Source organism: Paenibacillus sp. SRL342, from assembly GCF_984798905.1.
The window spans coordinates 1,212,736-1,229,252 of the sequence record NZ_OZ481790.1; the positions used below are offsets into that span (position 1 = coordinate 1,212,736).

The 16,517-nt window shown below is 47.1% G+C and carries 13 protein-coding genes; 11 read left to right on the forward strand and 2 right to left on the reverse strand.

Translation table 11 applies throughout. The features are described 5' to 3' along the window. Nucleotides 1-164 precede the first annotated feature (164 nt). Together AC4E8D_RS05415 and AC4E8D_RS05420 are read left to right on the forward strand one after the other, a co-directional pair. Nucleotides 165-2,609, forward strand: a complete 2,445-nt coding sequence (locus AC4E8D_RS05415) for a glycoside hydrolase family 6 protein (protein WP_490205947.1) — start codon at nucleotides 165-167, stop codon at nucleotides 2,607-2,609. Nucleotides 2,610-3,166: 557 nt separating this feature from the next. Beyond that, nucleotides 3,167-5,503 carry a rhamnogalacturonan lyase gene (locus AC4E8D_RS05420; protein WP_490206468.1) on the forward strand — a complete coding sequence of 779 codons (2,337 nt, stop codon included), beginning with the start codon at nucleotides 3,167-3,169 and terminating at the stop codon, nucleotides 5,501-5,503. 201 nt (nucleotides 5,504-5,704) lie between these two features. Here the strand turns inward: AC4E8D_RS05420 and AC4E8D_RS05425 are convergent, their stop codons facing one another. Further along, nucleotides 5,705-6,331 (reverse strand): histidine phosphatase family protein, encoded by a 627-nt coding sequence (locus AC4E8D_RS05425; protein ID WP_490205948.1) that lies wholly within the window; start codon nucleotides 6,329-6,331, stop codon nucleotides 5,705-5,707. A 181-nt stretch (nucleotides 6,332-6,512) separates the two neighbouring features. On the opposite strand from AC4E8D_RS05425, the gene AC4E8D_RS05430 reads away from it, so the two are divergent. The 5 genes from AC4E8D_RS05430 (at nucleotide 6,513) to AC4E8D_RS05450 (ending at nucleotide 13,172) form a co-directional block, all read left to right on the forward strand. Next, nucleotides 6,513-7,529 carry an AraC family transcriptional regulator gene (locus AC4E8D_RS05430; protein ID WP_221818940.1) on the forward strand — a complete coding sequence of 339 codons (1,017 nt, stop codon included), beginning with the start codon at nucleotides 6,513-6,515 and terminating at the stop codon, nucleotides 7,527-7,529. Nucleotides 7,530-7,812: 283 nt separating this feature from the next. Further along, the gene (licT, locus tag AC4E8D_RS05435) at nucleotides 7,813-8,664 is read left to right on the forward strand and encodes a BglG family transcription antiterminator LicT (RefSeq protein WP_221818941.1); all 852 of its coding nucleotides are present in this window, start codon (nucleotides 7,813-7,815) and stop codon (nucleotides 8,662-8,664) included. A 197-nt stretch (nucleotides 8,665-8,861) separates the two neighbouring features. Then, the gene (locus AC4E8D_RS05440; protein ID WP_221818942.1) at nucleotides 8,862-10,703 is read left to right on the forward strand and encodes a beta-glucoside-specific PTS transporter subunit IIABC; all 1,842 of its coding nucleotides are present in this window, start codon (nucleotides 8,862-8,864) and stop codon (nucleotides 10,701-10,703) included. A 27-nt stretch (nucleotides 10,704-10,730) separates the two neighbouring features. Beyond that, nucleotides 10,731-11,495, forward strand: coding sequence for a carbohydrate deacetylase (locus tag AC4E8D_RS05445; RefSeq protein ID WP_221818943.1), 765 nt, complete (start codon nucleotides 10,731-10,733; stop codon nucleotides 11,493-11,495). A gap of 171 nt (nucleotides 11,496-11,666) precedes the next feature. Beyond that, complete coding sequence (locus tag AC4E8D_RS05450; RefSeq protein WP_405131526.1) at nucleotides 11,667-13,172, forward strand: alpha-glucosidase/alpha-galactosidase; 1,506 nt, start codon at nucleotides 11,667-11,669, stop codon at nucleotides 13,170-13,172. Between the two features lie 48 nt (nucleotides 13,173-13,220). Here AC4E8D_RS05450 and AC4E8D_RS05455 read toward each other — a convergent pair whose 3' ends face one another. After that, nucleotides 13,221-13,820, reverse strand: a complete 600-nt coding sequence (locus tag AC4E8D_RS05455; protein WP_405131527.1) for a hypothetical protein — start codon at nucleotides 13,818-13,820, stop codon at nucleotides 13,221-13,223. Between the two features lie 80 nt (nucleotides 13,821-13,900). Here AC4E8D_RS05455 and AC4E8D_RS05460 point away from each other — a divergent pair, with 80 nt between their 5' ends. The 4 genes from AC4E8D_RS05460 to AC4E8D_RS05475 all read left to right on the forward strand — a co-directional run bounded on the left by AC4E8D_RS05460 (nucleotide 13,901) and on the right by AC4E8D_RS05475 (nucleotide 16,409). Beyond that, complete coding sequence (locus AC4E8D_RS05460) at nucleotides 13,901-14,260, forward strand: PadR family transcriptional regulator (RefSeq protein ID WP_047841826.1); 360 nt, start codon at nucleotides 13,901-13,903, stop codon at nucleotides 14,258-14,260. Continuing rightward, nucleotides 14,257-14,952, forward strand: coding sequence for a permease prefix domain 1-containing protein (locus AC4E8D_RS05465; protein WP_339182409.1), 696 nt, complete (start codon nucleotides 14,257-14,259; stop codon nucleotides 14,950-14,952). Before AC4E8D_RS05460 ends, AC4E8D_RS05465 begins: the two co-directional genes overlap by 4 nt. Continuing rightward, on the forward strand, nucleotides 14,949-15,506 hold the full coding sequence (locus AC4E8D_RS05470; RefSeq protein WP_339182411.1) for a DUF4825 domain-containing protein: 558 nt from the start codon (nucleotides 14,949-14,951) through the stop codon (nucleotides 15,504-15,506). Before AC4E8D_RS05465 ends, AC4E8D_RS05470 begins: the two co-directional genes overlap by 4 nt. 132 nt (nucleotides 15,507-15,638) lie before the next feature. After that, nucleotides 15,639-16,409 carry an amino acid ABC transporter substrate-binding protein gene (locus AC4E8D_RS05475; RefSeq protein WP_237176757.1) on the forward strand — a complete coding sequence of 257 codons (771 nt, stop codon included), beginning with the start codon at nucleotides 15,639-15,641 and terminating at the stop codon, nucleotides 16,407-16,409. Nucleotides 16,410-16,517 lie beyond the last annotated feature (108 nt).

The following is a 16,517-nucleotide window of genomic DNA, read 5'->3' on the forward strand; positions in this document are numbered from 1 at the left end:
GCCCTCACACACTATTTGTTTGCTCAAGATTCCAGTTATACAACCATTTCTTTTGGAGGTGATACAACCAACTCATCCGAACGTTCTCTTCGTGCGAAGCATCATAATGACACAGAGGATCAGACATGAGTACAACCCAATCTAACTAAAGGAAAGGTGGAACTATGAAGACTAAATTGAAAACCAAATCGAGAGGTAAGAAGATCCTGCGCAAAGGTGTAAAACAAATGCTTGCAGCAACGCTGCTCGCTGCGGGGATTTTCCCTGGACTGTCTCCAGGCTTGACTCAGGCCGCTGAAGCACATGTGGATAATCCATTTGTAGGGGCAACCGCTTATCTGAACGAGGACTATTCAGCTCTCGTGGATACATCCATTGCGATGACCAATGATTCATCGTTGAAGGCCAAGATGGAGACAGTCAAATCGTACCCAACCGCAGTATGGGTTGATCGGATTGCTGCAATCTATGGCGGGACGGACAACGCTGGTCGCAAAAGTGTAGAGCAACATCTGGATGCCGTTCTCGCTCAAAAGAAACCGGGTACGCCTATAACGGCTTCATTTGTTATCTATAACTTGCCTGGACGGGATTGTCATGCACTCGCATCGAATGGTGAACTTCCACTAACACAGGCAGCACTGCAGACATATAAAACAGATTATATTGATGTCATTGCAGATATCTTTGCAGATCCGAAGTATCAGGATATTCGTATTATTGCCGTCATTGAACCGGACAGTCTGCCTAATCTTGTGACCAATCTGAGTACACCAGCTTGTGGTCAAGCCAGCTCAACAGGTATCTATGAGGCGGGTGTGAAGTATGCATTGGACAAGCTGCACGCCATTCCCAATGTGTACAACTATCTGGATATCGGCCACTCTGGCTGGCTTGGATGGGATAACAACCGTTCTGCAGCAGTCGCGCTGTACACAAGTGTTGTGCAAGGGACAGCCGCAGGTCTGAGCAGTGCAGATGGCTTCATTACGAATACAGCAAACACCACACCGCTGGGGGAGCCGAACCTGTCTAACCCTGATCTCAATATCGGTGGACAACCGATTAAATCTGCCAAGTTTTATGAGTGGAATCCTTATTTTGACGAAACCGATTTCACCGCTGCGCTGTATGCCGATTTTGTACAAGCTGGCTGGCCAAGCAGTACAGGTTTCCTGATTGATACTAGCCGGAATGGCTGGGGCGGGGTAGACCGTCCAGCATCTGCTACGGGCAGCAACATCAACGATTATGTGAACTCCGGACGTGTAGATCGCCGGGAGCATCGGGGGAACTGGTGTAATGCCAGTGGCGCAGGTATTGGTGAAGCACCTAAGGCTGCACCAGGACCAGCGCATCTGGATGCTTATGTATGGGTGAAACCTCCTGGTGAATCCGATGGCTCCAGCTCCGAAATTCCGAATAACGAAGGCAAAGGTTTCGACCGGATGTGTGATCCAACCTTCACAACTCGGGATGGTGTATTAACAGGTGCATTGCCTAATGCCCCGGTATCGGGCCACTGGTTCCATGATCAATTCGTGGCACTGGTGAAAAACGCATTCCCTGTACTGCCTGCAAGTAACGGTGGAGGCAACCCTCCGGGCGGAACAACAGCTCCGGCAGCACCAGCAACATTGACAGCTTCTGCCGGTAACGCTCAAGTCTCCTTGACGTGGACTGCTTCCACAGGGGCTACAAGTTATAGTGTGAAGCGGGCACTGAGTGCATCAGGTCCATTCACAACAATTGCAGCTAATGTAAGTGGAACGTCTTACAGCAACACCGGCCTGATCAATGGTACAACCTATTATTATGTGGTAACAGCAACAAATGCAGTAGGTGAAAGTGTTAACTCTGCAACAGCAACAGCTACACCCGTTGCAGGTGTGACGGCGCCAGCAGCACCGACTGCTCTCACAGCAACCGCAGGCAATGCACAGGTGAGCCTGACGTGGACCGCTTCTACAGGTGCAACAAGTTATGATGTGAAACGCGCGCTGAGTGCATCAGGTCCGTTCACAACGATCGCCACGAATGTGAGTGGCACGTCCTACACCAACACTGCCCTGACGAACGGCACAACGTATCATTATGTGGTAAGTGCAGTGAATGCTGCAGGGCAAAGTGCCGATTCCGCTGTAGCTTCCGCGACACCTCAAAGTGTCGTTGTACCAACCAGTGATCTTGTCGTGCAATATCGTGCTGGAGATACCAATGCTCAAGATAGCCAGATCAAACCGTATTTCAACATCAAAAACCTGGGCAGTACTGCTGTGAATCTGAGTGATCTGAAGATCCGGTATTACTTCTCCAAAGAAGGCTCAGCTGCGATGGATTCTGCCATCGATTACGCTCAAGTTGGCGGAGCCAATATCCAGCGGACCTTCACAGATTCGTATGTGGAGCTGAGCTTCACATCTGGCGCTGGCAGCATTCAGGCTGGTGGACAGACTGGAGACATCCAGCTTCGCATGTACAAAACAGACTGGTCCAACTTGGACGAGACGAATGACTACTCCTTCGATTCAACGAAAACATCCTATCAGGATTGGAACAAGGTAACACTCTACCAAGGTGGAAACCTGGTATGGGGCATTGAGCCTTAAACTTTATTTGTAACTGTCTTAACCGCGATCCTCTGTGTGTTAGAGGATCGCGGTTTTTTGCTATGCATTACAAGAGTCATCTGGAAAAGGGATAGAAGAAAATCCGGAGATAACAGCGATCATAAGAACGATTCGTAACCGGAGCGGCTATCCCTCACAGTTGCAAGTACTTTTTTTCAAAATGTCTCCTATAAACACTGATTATTGATCGTTTTGGACGGATATTTGCCTAGGGTCTGGTAAGCAGGATGTCTATAATAGAACCCGATGGGCGAGATCACCTCGCTCGGATTGGAAAGAGAATGGAAGGGGGACCGTACTCTGGTAGTCGGGCAAGCTGATTTCTCTTTTTTAATTTTGTAAGCGTAATCATTGCGGGTTGAAACCTTCTTTCGAAGAAGGCCTCTATGAATTATCGAACGTCCAATCATTATCAATGTGTATATGCGTCACCTATTCTGTCTCAAGGAGCGTGAAGGTGGATGAACTCAGGAACAACAGCGCCGGTACATAAGGGATCGGTGTCAGGTCGACAATCAGGTCGCAGGAAGGCACGTATGCCACTTGCAGCCAAGGTGCTCTCTTCGGCACTCAGCGTAGCTTTGCTCATTGGAGGAACAGCTGGCGTTACGGGAGCGGAAGCTTCGAACGGTAATGGGGCGCCGGAGGCCAGCCTGCAATCACATAAGGGGGGCAGTCACGTGAAAGAGATTCAACTGGAATATCTGGATCGGGGTTTGGTGGCTGCATCGACATCTGAAGGTGTTTTTCTCAGTTGGAGATTGCTTGGTGATGAGGCCACAGGGTACAGCGACAACGGGCTGACAGGTACGGACTTCAACGTCTATCGTGATGGCAAAAAGATCGCTACCGTCACCGACAGCACCAACTATGTTGATGCCGCGGGTAAATCGTCTTCCCGTTATGAAGTGGCAGCGGTGAACAAGAAGGGCAAGGAAAGCAAACGCAGTGCATCCGTCAAACCTTGGGCGAACGGATATGTGGACATTCCACTGCAAAAACCGGCTGATGGCGTGACGCCAGCAGGAGAAGCCTATACGTATTCCGCCAATGACATGAGCGTGGGTGATGTGGATGGGGATGGCCAATATGAGTTTTTCGTCAAATGGGACCCTTCCAACGCCAAGGACGTATCGCAAAAAGGGTACACCGGTAAAACCTATATTGATGCTTACACCCTGGACGGACAATTGTTGTACCGGATCGACCTTGGGGTCAACATCCGTGCAGGTGCTCATTATACACAGATGCTCGTTTACGATTTTGACGGGGATGGCAAAGCCGAGATGATGTTTAAGACCGCTCCGGGCACAAAGATTATTAAATATAACAAAAAAGGAAAAGTAACCTCCGAGAAGTACATCACACTTCCCAAGCAGGATCGCAAGGCAGGGTACTCGAACGAAGATGATTATCGTTTAAGTGCGGATGGTTACTACGATCACGTGGTGGATATGTTCAAGAACTGGCATAAACATGATGAGGTTGTGAAGGGCAACTGGCCTGCGACATTGGAAGAGGCTTTTGGAATGGAGAAAAAGTATAACTACCCATTATCTCAGCAAGATGCCGAGAGCCTGGCCGACTACTTCATTGATGTGTATGCGGTAGAACGCAGTAACCGAAATGAGCTGCGCAAGTTTGAAGGTTTTATCGTGGATGGACCGGAGTATGTTACGGTATTTGAAGGAAAATCAGGCAAAGAGCTGGAGACCATTCCATATGAACCCGAGCGTCATGATGATGGTCTGATGTGGGGCGATTATGCCATGGCACGGATTGAACCGGGGAATCGAGTGGACCGTTTCCTGGCAGGAGTGGCCTATCTGGATGGCAAGAAACCGTCTGCAATCTTTGCACGCGGATATTATACACGTTCGACGATGGTTGCCTACAATTGGGACGGCAAGAAGTTGAAAAAGGAATGGAAAGTGGACAGCGGCTGGACACCGATGAAAAACCCGTTCAATGACGGGCCACACGGCGTAGATGGTACAGATCCAGAGTACGGCTCCATAACAACCCAGGGAGCGCACTATTTCAGTGTGGCGGATGTGGATGGAGACGGCAAACAGGAGATTATCTATGGCTCCGCTACGATTGATCATGACGGCAGCGTGCTGTACAGCTCCACAGACCTGATGCCTGCCGAGAGTGCTGCGCCGGGAACCATTGCCCGTCTGGGTCATGGGGACGCACTTCATGTGGCAGATATCGACCCGGATCGTCCGGGACTTGAGATTTTCATGGTTCACGAGGGCGGCCCGTGGGCGCCGTACGGCTATTCCCTGCGTGATGCGAAGACCGGAGAAGTGATCTACGGTGGATACACAGGGAAAGATACCGGTCGCGGCATGGTGGGGGATGTTGATCCGACTCGTCGTGGACTGGAGACATGGGCTGTAGGCTTGTGGACAGCTAAGGGTGAGAAAATCAGTGATCAGATGCCGGGAACGAATATGAATATCCGTTGGGCTGGTGATATGACGACACAGATCGTTGATGGTGCCATCGACGTCACACCTACAATCAAAGACTGGAATCGTGGCACGTTGCTGACGGCAACAGGCACATTGACCAACAATCACACCAAAGGTACACCTTCCCTTGTAGCTGATATCTTAGGGGATTGGCGGGAAGAGATGCTGGTGAGAACCACGGACAGTTCCGCGATTCGTATCTATCTGAGTACCGAGAAGACAGACCGCAAGCTGTACACGCTGATGCATGATGCGATGTATCGTGTGGGCATTGCCGGACAGAACAGTGGATACAATCAGCCGTCCTATCCGTCCTTCTATATGGCATCGGATATGGACTGGTCCAAAGTAACGCTACCTAAGTTCTACACGCCAGGTAAGGGCGGAAAGTAAGCAGGCTGGATGAGCACTGCCTAGCAATAGCACTACAACATGTGAGCCTGTAACGTAAAGCAGCGTTGGCATTTTTAAGAATTGGCATCGAAGCTTAAAAGCTCTGGAATCCCAATGTGTCTCGCACATGGGGTTTCAGAGCTTTTTTCACATAAGGATCTGCGGATAAAGCTTGGCGTTTGCTCAGCCATCCATGTTACGTCATTTTTTTACATCGTTGGAGTCTAGATGCACGGTAGAAGCGAATGCTTTAATGGTGTATTTACCTTGATCATGGATCAATGTGGTGATGGAGCACTCGGGGATCAATTGGTTCTGCATAGCTATAAAATTGGAATGCCAGACGTTAAGCTCGCCCTCGCTAAAGGTTTGCACCAGAAAATCAGTAATGAGTCCACCATGTGCAACCACAATAATGTTACTGTTCTCTGGCTCTTCATTAGCTAATGCGGTTAGGAGGGAGGCCAGACGTTCACCAGCCTGTTTGGCCGAGTCTCCCACGGCTGGAACGTAATCTGGATCAGACGTACATCGATCCCACATTGCAATGAATTCTTCGAATGACTGATCGGGGCAATCGCCCCAATTGGCACGTTCGCGCAGGCGAGGATCTTCGGTTATATGGGAATGGGTGTGGCGGGCAATCATATTTGCGGTTTCTTGGGCTCGTCGAAGTGGGCTGGTAAGGATTTTAGTAACGGGAAAGGTAGCTCTGGCAAAATGAAGTGCCGTGGCTTCGGCTTGTAAGACCCCTTCGGAAGTGAGGGAGACATCACCGATTCGTCGTTCTTTGAGACCATGTCTCACGAGATGATAGGTGGTACTCATGCGTGGAAACCTCCTTAAGTATAGATAATTTACACAGATAATTAGATGATATACTAATTATATATTTATCTAATTTAACAATGCAATAAAGCTTTTAACGAAGACAGTTTATATTCAACCTACGGAATTGTTACAATGGAGAAAATTGAGGATCGATCGTCGCAGGAATGGAGGCATGGACATGAGCATCAGAAAGCGTTGGACAGGAAGCCTGTACCAGGAGGCATTGCGAACAGAGGACTGCGGGCCGCGTTTCTACGCGTACTATTACAAGCAGTGGGACAACTATCGTATGTCCTATCACCATCATGATTCCACAGAGATCATGTATATTATTTCGGGAATGTGCCGGGTGGATGTGCAGATGTCGGATGGGAGTTCGGAGCAGACCGTTTTGAAAAAAGGGCAGTTCATTATGCTCGACGCAGGTGTCCCGCACCGTTTGCTGGTGGAAGATGGTGTCCCTTGCCGGATGCTCAATGTGGAGTTTGGTTTCTCCACCTCGTCTCCCGGACAGCTATCCATCCGCCAGCTTGCGCTGGAAGAGGAAGAAGTTCACACTCTACTCACTAATGCTTCGCCATATCTGGTACTGCCTGACCCGGAAGAGGTGTATCACATTATGAAAAGTCTGGTGTTGGAACTCGATCAGCGTGGTCTACTGGAGCAAGGAAGATCAACTGTGCCGATGAAGATCATTCCACCAGAGGAAAGGTTGTATCACCGCGAGGCGCGCAATCTCTCGTCCCCGGAACAGGGCATGCTGGTGCGTACGCTGTTTATCCAGTTGCTGGTCCGTGTTGCGCGTCTGCGCGGAGAAATGAGCCGGAGTGCGCCAGATCAGGCGGAGTTGTATGTCAAACGAACCATTGAATTCATGCATCACAATATGGATCGCAACATTCAGATGAAGGATATCGCGGCAGCCGTCAATCTGCATCCAGGTTATTTACATCGTATTTTTCGTCAGCACACGCAGCGCACACCTACCGACTACCTGACGATGCTTCGAATGGAAAAGGCCAAGATGTTGTTACAACAGTCCAATATTCCCATCTCCGAAATTTCAGACTATGTTGGTGTGGGGAGTCGGCAGTATTTTCATATGCTTTTCAAAAAGTATACGGGTAAGACACCTGTTCAATACAGGGGTTCCATGGAGCGAATAGAGTGGAGCTACCCGGAGGAATCGGAGTAGGCGCAACACCTGGGGCTGACAAGGCATGGTAGAAACTAAATGTTGAACTGAAAGGGTATTCATGATATCCTTTGTTCAGAAGTAACAGATTCGTCGATAATGTAGTGGTTAATCTCATATATTCAGGATTGTGACTGTTCGGCAGGCGATACCTAAATTGTTCGTAGTAGACATGAGTTGTACATGTTGCTGCTTCAATTTAGGTTTTTTTTATGGGAGATTTTTTTGAAGTTCTAATGGAATATTAATGGGATGAGCGTGTGATGAGTTGGGGGTGATGCAGATGAAGATCAGGAAAATCTTTAATAACAATGTGATTTTACTGACGGATGATAACGGGGACGAAATGATCGTGATGGGAAAAGGGATTGGGTATAACAAACATAACAGTGATGTGATTGATTTCTCGCAGGTAGAGAAAAAGTTTGTGGTTGAAAAAGCAACATCTGACAAACTGATGGGTCTGATTGGTGAGATTCCAACCGAACATCTGGAGTTATCGAATGAAATTATTGAATACGCCGAACAACAGCTTGCCCTCAAATTCAGTGATAACATCTACATCACCCTGACGGATCATATCAGTTTCGCGATAAGAAGGTTTCCAGAAGGCATTATTGTCAAGAATGCTTTGCTGTGGGAGATCAAAAAGTTCTATGCAGCCGAGTATGAAGTTGCCCTGAATGCGCTGAACATTATTGAACAGAAAACAGGTGTGAAACTGCCGGAGGATGAGGCAGGTTCCATTGCCCTACATTTTGTCAATGCACAGCAGCGAGGACAGGATATGAAACAAACCTATCAGATGACAAAGATTGTTAATGATTTGGCGAATATTGTGAAATATCATTTTGGAATTAAACTGGACGAAAGCTCGATTAATTATAGCCGTTTCCTCACACATCTGCGGTATTTTGCTTACAGAATTCTACATGATGAGTTGATTCCGGAAGAGAGAGATTCTTTGTATGATCATGTAAAGGACAAGTACCCCGAATCGTATGCGTGCGCCAGAAAGATTAGAAACTACCTGGAGATTAATTACGAGAAGAAAACAACGAATGAGGAAATGGTTTATTTCATGATCCACATTCACCGGGTCACGAACCGTGAGCAGGATCTGACGGAAGAATGAAGGAATACTGATACAACTATATATTAAGGGATTGTGACTGTTCGGCAGGCGAAACCTGAATTGAGGCTTGTGTATTGACTAAGGTCAGTAGACGAGCTTCAGTTCAGGTTTTTATTTTGCCATCGTAATATGTTATTCGAAATGATGGAGTCAAGACGTGAACTGTAGGAATTAAACAAATGTATGGGGGGAACAACATGGATCATCTCAAATTAGCACAAAACATTGTAGACCGCGTTGGAGGAAAGGATAACATTCAATCGCTGACTCACTGCGCTACCCGTTTAAGATTTGTCTTGAACGATAACCGAAAGGCTGATGCAGACATATTGGAAAACACAGCAGGCATCCTGAAGGTTGTTGAAAGCGGTGGGCAATTTCAGGTTGTTGTAGGTAATGATGTTTCCGAGGTGTACAAACATATCGTTGCCGAAGGGGAATTCGACGGAGCAGGGTCCGATGGAAGCTCAGAGAAAGAAAAAAGGAGCATCCGTTCAGCCATCTTTGGCCTGATATCGGGTAGTTTAACGCCATTAATCCCGGTATTTGCTGGAGCAGGGCTAGTTAAGGCTCTGTTAATTGTTCTTGAAAGAGCAGGCTGGATCGCTGTGGATAGTGGAACATACGCTATATTGGCTGCGGCGGGGAACTCGATCTTTTATTTCCTGCCGATTCTTCTCGGCATCACGATTGCCAAAGTTCTAAATGTGAATTCTTATGTGGCAGCGGCGATCGGGGCCGCATTGATGGAACCGAATTTTACGGCTTTGACAGCAGCAGGAAGCACCACTCATTTTCTCGGGATACCCGTATCGTTAATGAACTATGCTTCGTCGGTCTTTCCGATGTTTATCGCCGTTAGCATCTATGCGGTTTTGGAGAAGTTTTTGAAGAAAATCATGCACAAAAATGTGCAGCTGTTCGCAGTTCCATTCCTGTCACTCGTCATTATGGTACCACTAACAGCCATGTTGATTGGTCCATTCGGGCAATATGTGGGCCAATGGATTGGAAATATTGTTAATTTCCTGATTAACAGCAACTCTGTCATCGCAGGGACTATTCTTGGGGGTACCTGGTCTTTTCTCGTATTGCTTGGATTACACTGGGCGACGGTGCCTATTATTATGGGGAACCTAAGCGCTGGGGGAGATCTCATTGCACCCCTTGCGGCAACATCGGTAGCTGCTTCCATGGGTATCGGTCTCGGGGTATTCCTGAAAACAAAGGATAAAGATCTCAAGGCTTTAAGCGGCTCGTCTTTCCTTTCTGCAATTTTGTCAGGGGTTACTGAACCAATTCTGTACGGTATCATTCTGCGTTACCGCAAAACACTCATTTATCTGGTGGCCGCTGGAGCCATTGGCGGTGGTCTGATGGGTTATCTCGGCGTGAAGTTGGTTGTGTTCAATTTCTTCCTTAATGTGTTCACCCTGCCTGCTCAGAGTCCGATGTTGTATTACATTATTGGTGTATTGACTGCCATTGCGGGCGGAGCCTTGTGCGTGGTGCTGTTTGGCTACGAGAGTAAGAAAAATGATCGGGGGACTGAAGCTCCTGATGTACACACGAATGCAGCGATGGAAAGCTTGATTACCAGTCCGCTTGAAGGCACTGTTATTACACTTCGTGAAGTGGAGGATGTCGTGTTTTCCTCAGAGTCGATGGGTAAAGGCGTAGCGATCATTCCGTCCAAAGGTCAGCTGGTGTCCCCGGTAGACGGCGTTGTTTCTGTAACAATGAAAAGCGCACATGCCATTGCGGTTACTTCGGATGAAGGCGTCGAAATTCTCATGCATATCGGCATAGATACGGTGAGATTAAAAGGGAAGTATTTTACACAGAAAGTTCAGCAAGGTGACCGAATCCGTAAGGGGGAGGTACTGATTGAATTTGATCTGGATCAGATCCGGAACGAAGGCTTTAAACTGACGACTCCGATTGTTGTAACGAACTCTGATCAATTCCGCGTCATTACGCCGTTGCAGTCAGAAGGGACAGTTGCTGCAACAGACGAGCTGTTGTCTGTTCGATCATAAATGGATACAGAGAAGGGGAGGAGCAAAATGAAGCTGATTGTTAATGCAGATGATTATGGCATCACCATGAGAGTAAGCGAAGGCATCCTTCATGGGATGAAACAGGGTCTGATTACAGATACCTCGGCGTTGGTGAATTCGGTACATTTTGAGAAGAGTAGTGTCATGGCTCTTGAAGCAGGCATCACGGCTATGGGCGTTCATTTGAATCTGACATTCATGGCTCCGGTGCTGGAAGCATCAGCAGTTCAGAGTATCGTCGACAAGTCGGGTCGTTTCTATCGAAAACCTGGGCTTATTCCTGCATCCTATGATCCTGGGGAAGTGCGCACGGAGTTGAAGGCACAAATCGAGAAGTTTTTGGCTTCCGGATTGAAGTTAAATCATCTGGATACCCATCATGGGGTGAGTATTAAAGATACGCAAATTCTTGATTTGGTGATGGAACTGGCTCGGGAGTATAACGTTCCTATGAGAAGAGATGACCTCTTATCTGGCCAGTTTGAGGGGAAGCTGGCGGATGCAGGTATTCGGTCTACAGATAGGTTATGTGGTGATCCAGCTATGCCTTCTCTACAGGAATCATGGTTTCGCAGCGTGCTGGAGCAGTATAAGGATACAGAATATATCGTTGAAATTGCTGGACATCCAGGATATGCAGATGAAGAATTACGCAATATCTCATCTCTGGTAGATGAACGGGAGCACGATCTTGCTTTATTGATGAATCCAGCGTTGAAAGAATATGTGACAGAACAAGGTATTCAACTCATTAGCTACAGTCAGTTGTAGCAGAGGTACGGCTGTTTCATCGAGTCAGAAGATTAAGTTAGGATTTTTGACAACAAGATCATGAACAGGTCATGATTTTGATAACGCTTCCCTATTTGCGGTTGGTACAATGATTTCATGAAGAGAGTCATTAACCGAAGCGAAAGATTCGGATTAGGGGAGGACATAGGGATGTCGTTTAAAGTGGCGTTTATCGGGGCAGGAAGTATCGGATTTACACGGGGATTGTTAAGGGATTTGCTCACGGTACCAGAGTTTAACAACATTGAAATTGCGTTCTGCGATATTAACCAACACAATCTGGACATGGTGACTGAGCTGTGTCAGCGGGATATCCGTGAGAATGGATTGAATATTCAGATTCAGCCGACAACAGATCGGAAAGAAGCGTTAAAAGATGCGAAGTATGTACTGTGTACGATTCGTGTAGGGGGACTGGAAGCATTTGCAACCGATGTGGACATTCCACTGAAGTATGGGGTAGATCAATGTGTCGGCGATACGCTGTGTGCAGGCGGCATTATGTATGGACAACGCGGAATCGCCGAGATGCTGGACATCTGTAAAGATATTCGTGAACAGAGTGCACCCGACGTGCTGCTCTTGAACTATTCCAATCCGATGGCGATGTTGACTTGGGTATGCAACAAATATGGTGGTGTGCGGACGATTGGACTGTGTCATGGCGTACAGCATGGTCATCATCAGATTGCGGAAGCTTTTGGATTGAAAAAGAGTGAAGTGGATATTGTCTGTGCCGGCATCAACCATCAGACTTGGTATATTCAAGCGTCTCATGAGGGCAAAGACCTTACAGGTGATCTGCTCGAAGCCTTCGAGAAACATCCAGAGTACAGCCGCACTGAGAAAGTGCGGATCGATATGCTGCGCCGCTTCGGTTACTACAGCACAGAATCGAATGGTCACCTGAGTGAATATGTGCCGTGGTACCGCAAACGTCCGGAAGAGATTAACGAATGGATCGACCTGGGCAATTGGATCAACGGAGAGACAGGTGGTTATCTGCGGGTGTGTACAGAGGGGCGCAACTGGTTTGAGACTGATTTTCCTAACTGGATGAAGGATGAACCGATGCAATTCATTCCGGAAAAACGGGGCGAGGAGCACGGTTCGTATATTATCGAAGGTCTGGAGACGGGACGTGTCTATCGTGGACATTTCAATACCATTAATAATGGAGTAATCTCGAACCTGCCGGATGATGCGATTATTGAAGCACCGGGATATGTGGACCGCAACGGCATCTCCATGCCTCATGTAGGCGATCTGCCACTTGGTCCGGCTGCGGTATGTAATGTGAGTATTTCCGTGCAACGTCTTGCGGTTGAAGCAGCGGTGAACGGAGACGACAAATTACTTCGTCAGGCGTTCATGATGGACCCGCTCGTGGGTGCCGTGTGTAATCCGAAAGAGATCTGGCAGATGGTCGATGAGATGCTAGTTGCGCAGGCCCAGTGGTTGCCGCAGTATGGGGATGCGATTGTAGCTGCAGAAGCAAGACTTGCTGCTGGCGACCTTATTCCAACAAAGGAATATGAAGGTGCAGCACGACTTAAGGTGAAAACGGTGGAAGAGATGAAACAGGATCGCGATGCTGCCAACAAAAACGCGGGTGAATCCGATAAAGGGAAAGATCGCGAGAAAGTGCAGCATTAGATAAAAATGTGTAAGGGCCTCTCCAAAATTGGAGGGGCCTGTTTATTTCTATTTTTTTTCGACACCACGGATAACAAAGGCAAAAGAGGTATCACCCAAGGAAACCTGCGAATTTTGAGAGGAAGTCCAGCGGGCAAAGGCTCCATAATAATGAGTACCTTTTTCCTGCGCTAACTGGAATGAACCTTCTCGCAAAGAGATGGGACGTGCCACTCCATTTACATATTCGACAAGAGTTAACTCGTCAGGTGGTACATTTGTACCCAGATGAATAGATATATTCTCGCCTACCAACACGGAGACAGGTACTTGACCTTCCAGCAGTTCCATATGACCTGCATAGTCTGCACACATACTTTCCCAGCAATAACTGCCCTGTATAGCAGGAATAGGAGTGCCACTTTCAGTCTGTATCACTGGTGTAGGCAGTTCCTGATTTTGTTTTAATTCCGTTTTGGCTTGATTTGCATTGGTTGTTGAGGGTGAGGCAGTTTTGTTTGTACCATGACTTGGAGTAGGATTACAGCCGGATAATATAAGCAAAGTTGAAAGAAATAACAATGTGGTCAATGTTCTTATCGTATTGAAGAATTTTATTTGCAAGAGAGGAATGTTGCTAGTGTTACTCTTGCGATGCATATTTACCATGTGATACATATTACCTTTACAGACATAGTAATGTGTCTTATAGTATACACAGGACGGAAGAAAGTCGGTGAAACTCGTAGATGGATGTGCAAGTGATTAACAGTGATCTGATTCGGGGCAATATTGACCCCATCATTCTGAGTGTACTTATACCCGCAGATAACTATGGTTACAGCATTATTAAGGAGATCTACCGTAAGAGCGGAGAGCAGTTTGAATTGAAGGAACCTACGCTTTATTCCAGTTTGAAGAGGCTGGAGAAGAGTGGATATGTGGAGTCCTACTGGGGGGAAGAGACGCAGGGAGGACGACGCAAATATTACCGAATTACAACGCAAGGCCTTGAAGCCTATAGAGAGCAGGTTCATGCTTGGCAAGCAGCCAAGGCACTGATTGATTGCATGATTGTCACTGGAGAAAAAGGAGATGAAGACCTATGAGATTGGAAGCTCGCATCACTCGTCATGTGAATCGTTTGTTCGCTCACGCACAAGATACATTAGACAATCGAGAATTAAAAGAAGAGATTCACAGCAATCTCGCTGCGCGGATTGACGATTATATCTCGCAGGGTATGAGTGAAGAGAAGGCGTTCCAGACCGCCATTCAGCATATCGCTGGTATGGATGAAGTGATGAGTGACCATCGAAGGGTACAACGTGTTCCTTACTGGACAGCGTTGTTGCAGTCTGCTCTGATTTATAGCCTCATAGCCTGGATCATTACCATTCCAATGAGAGTGCTGATGCAAGGCTCCGCCATAAACAATCTGCTTATGATCGTGAGTCTCATTGTTGGTGGCATGTATGTATTGTATCTGTTGATCAACAAGACGAACGATTCTGCAACTTCCGTGAAAACCACGGTTATTCGAATCCCTGCCTTAGTGCAGTGGAATCGCAGGATATGGTGGTTGTGGGCGGCATTAATACTCGTACTATGGGGAACGCAGGCAGCGTTGCGATTCGGAAGCAACATCTGGTTTAATCGACCCATTCAGGTGGATGGACCCTACCAGTTTGCTGTGATCGTCATTGCCTTTGCCATCCCGTTACTAAGCGTTATTATCCCTTTGGTAGTGCATCGGGCGTATCGGATCGTTAGTAAGTATGAAGTGAGTGATGCGTTATGAGAATTAGAAACATATGGATTATAACACTTGTTGTGTTGGGCATCATTGGCTTAGTGATTGTTGAAGGCTACGTTAATCCGAAGATCGAGGCGAAACAGGCTCGGTACGAGGAAGAGCAGCAGAATCCGCTGACACATGATTTTGCCGCTTTAGCCAAATATCGCAGTCCCTACATGGGTGATAATTCAAACCTTAGTCATCTGAATCAGGCTTTACCTTTACGTGAAAGATTGAATGGTTACCAACTGTACCCGGAGACGTTCACGGTCCAAGTGAATTATAGCTTGGATACGCGTGAGATGGATGCAGAGGAACTTGAGCGGATACTTGTATATAATGCGGTTGCGAACTTTGTTATGATTGATAATCTGGAGCAGATCGTCTACCAGTTTGAGAATACCAGCCATACCTTACGTCGTGAATCTGCCCAACAATGGACAGGTACGGAATTAAAGGAGCTTCAGAACCTGGAGCTATGGAATTCGACTGTACGCGAGAAGCTGGTAGAACCGGCACAAGTGAAAAAGGCTTTTTCACAGATTGTTGACAATTAAGCTGCATGAAATAGAAGGAAATAGGCAAGAGACTCGACTCTTCTCCCATGCTATGTTATTATAAATCTCTGATAACGTGGTAACGAACTAAAGCGTTTGGGTTTTGGTTATAGACATGGAGGGGTTCGAGAGATGAGAAAAAAAGCGATTCTACTATTATTCATTAGTATATGTGTATTGATTGTGGCTGGTTGTTCCAGTTCCGCAAGCAAAGACGATAACACGATTGTTGTAGGAATTGATGACAAGTTTGCTCCAATGGGCTTCCGGGACGAGCAAAATGAAATTGTTGGTTTTGATATTGATTACGCAAGAGCTGCAGCGGAGAAAATGGGTAAAGAAATCACATTCCAGCCAATCGACTGGTCTTCCAAAGAATCAGAGCTGAACAGTGGCCGGATCGATATGATCTGGAACGGGTACACCATTACGGATGAGCGTAAAGAGAAAGTGCTCTTCACGAAGCCGTATCTGGAAAACAGCCAAGTAGCTATTACCTTGGCAGACTCGCCAATCACAAAGCTGGATGAACTCGATGGCAAAAATGTGGGATTGCAGGCGCTGTCCTCCGCGGCAGATGCATTGGCAGCAAGTCCTCTGAAGGATAAAGTGAAAGCTTCCGAATTCAAGGATAACGTGCTTGCACTGACGGATCTGAAGACAAAACGTCTGGATGCGGTCATCATTGATGAAGTGGTAGCGAGATACTACATGTCCAAAGAAGAGGGAACATTCAAACTGCTGGATGAATCTCTTGCACCGGAACAATATGGCATTGGTATCAAAAAGGGAAATGAAGAGCTTCTGAATCAGCTACAAAAAGCGCTGGATGAGCTGAATGCAGACGGAACAGCGGCTAAAATCTCCGCCCAATGGTTGGGTGAAGATAAGGTTCTGAAATAGGCAGGTTACACACCTGATATATAGTTAGAAACAAAACGGACCCCGTATTCCATGCTGGAGCGATTTATGCCCCAGAGGAATGCGGGGTTAACAGATTAGAGGAGACGA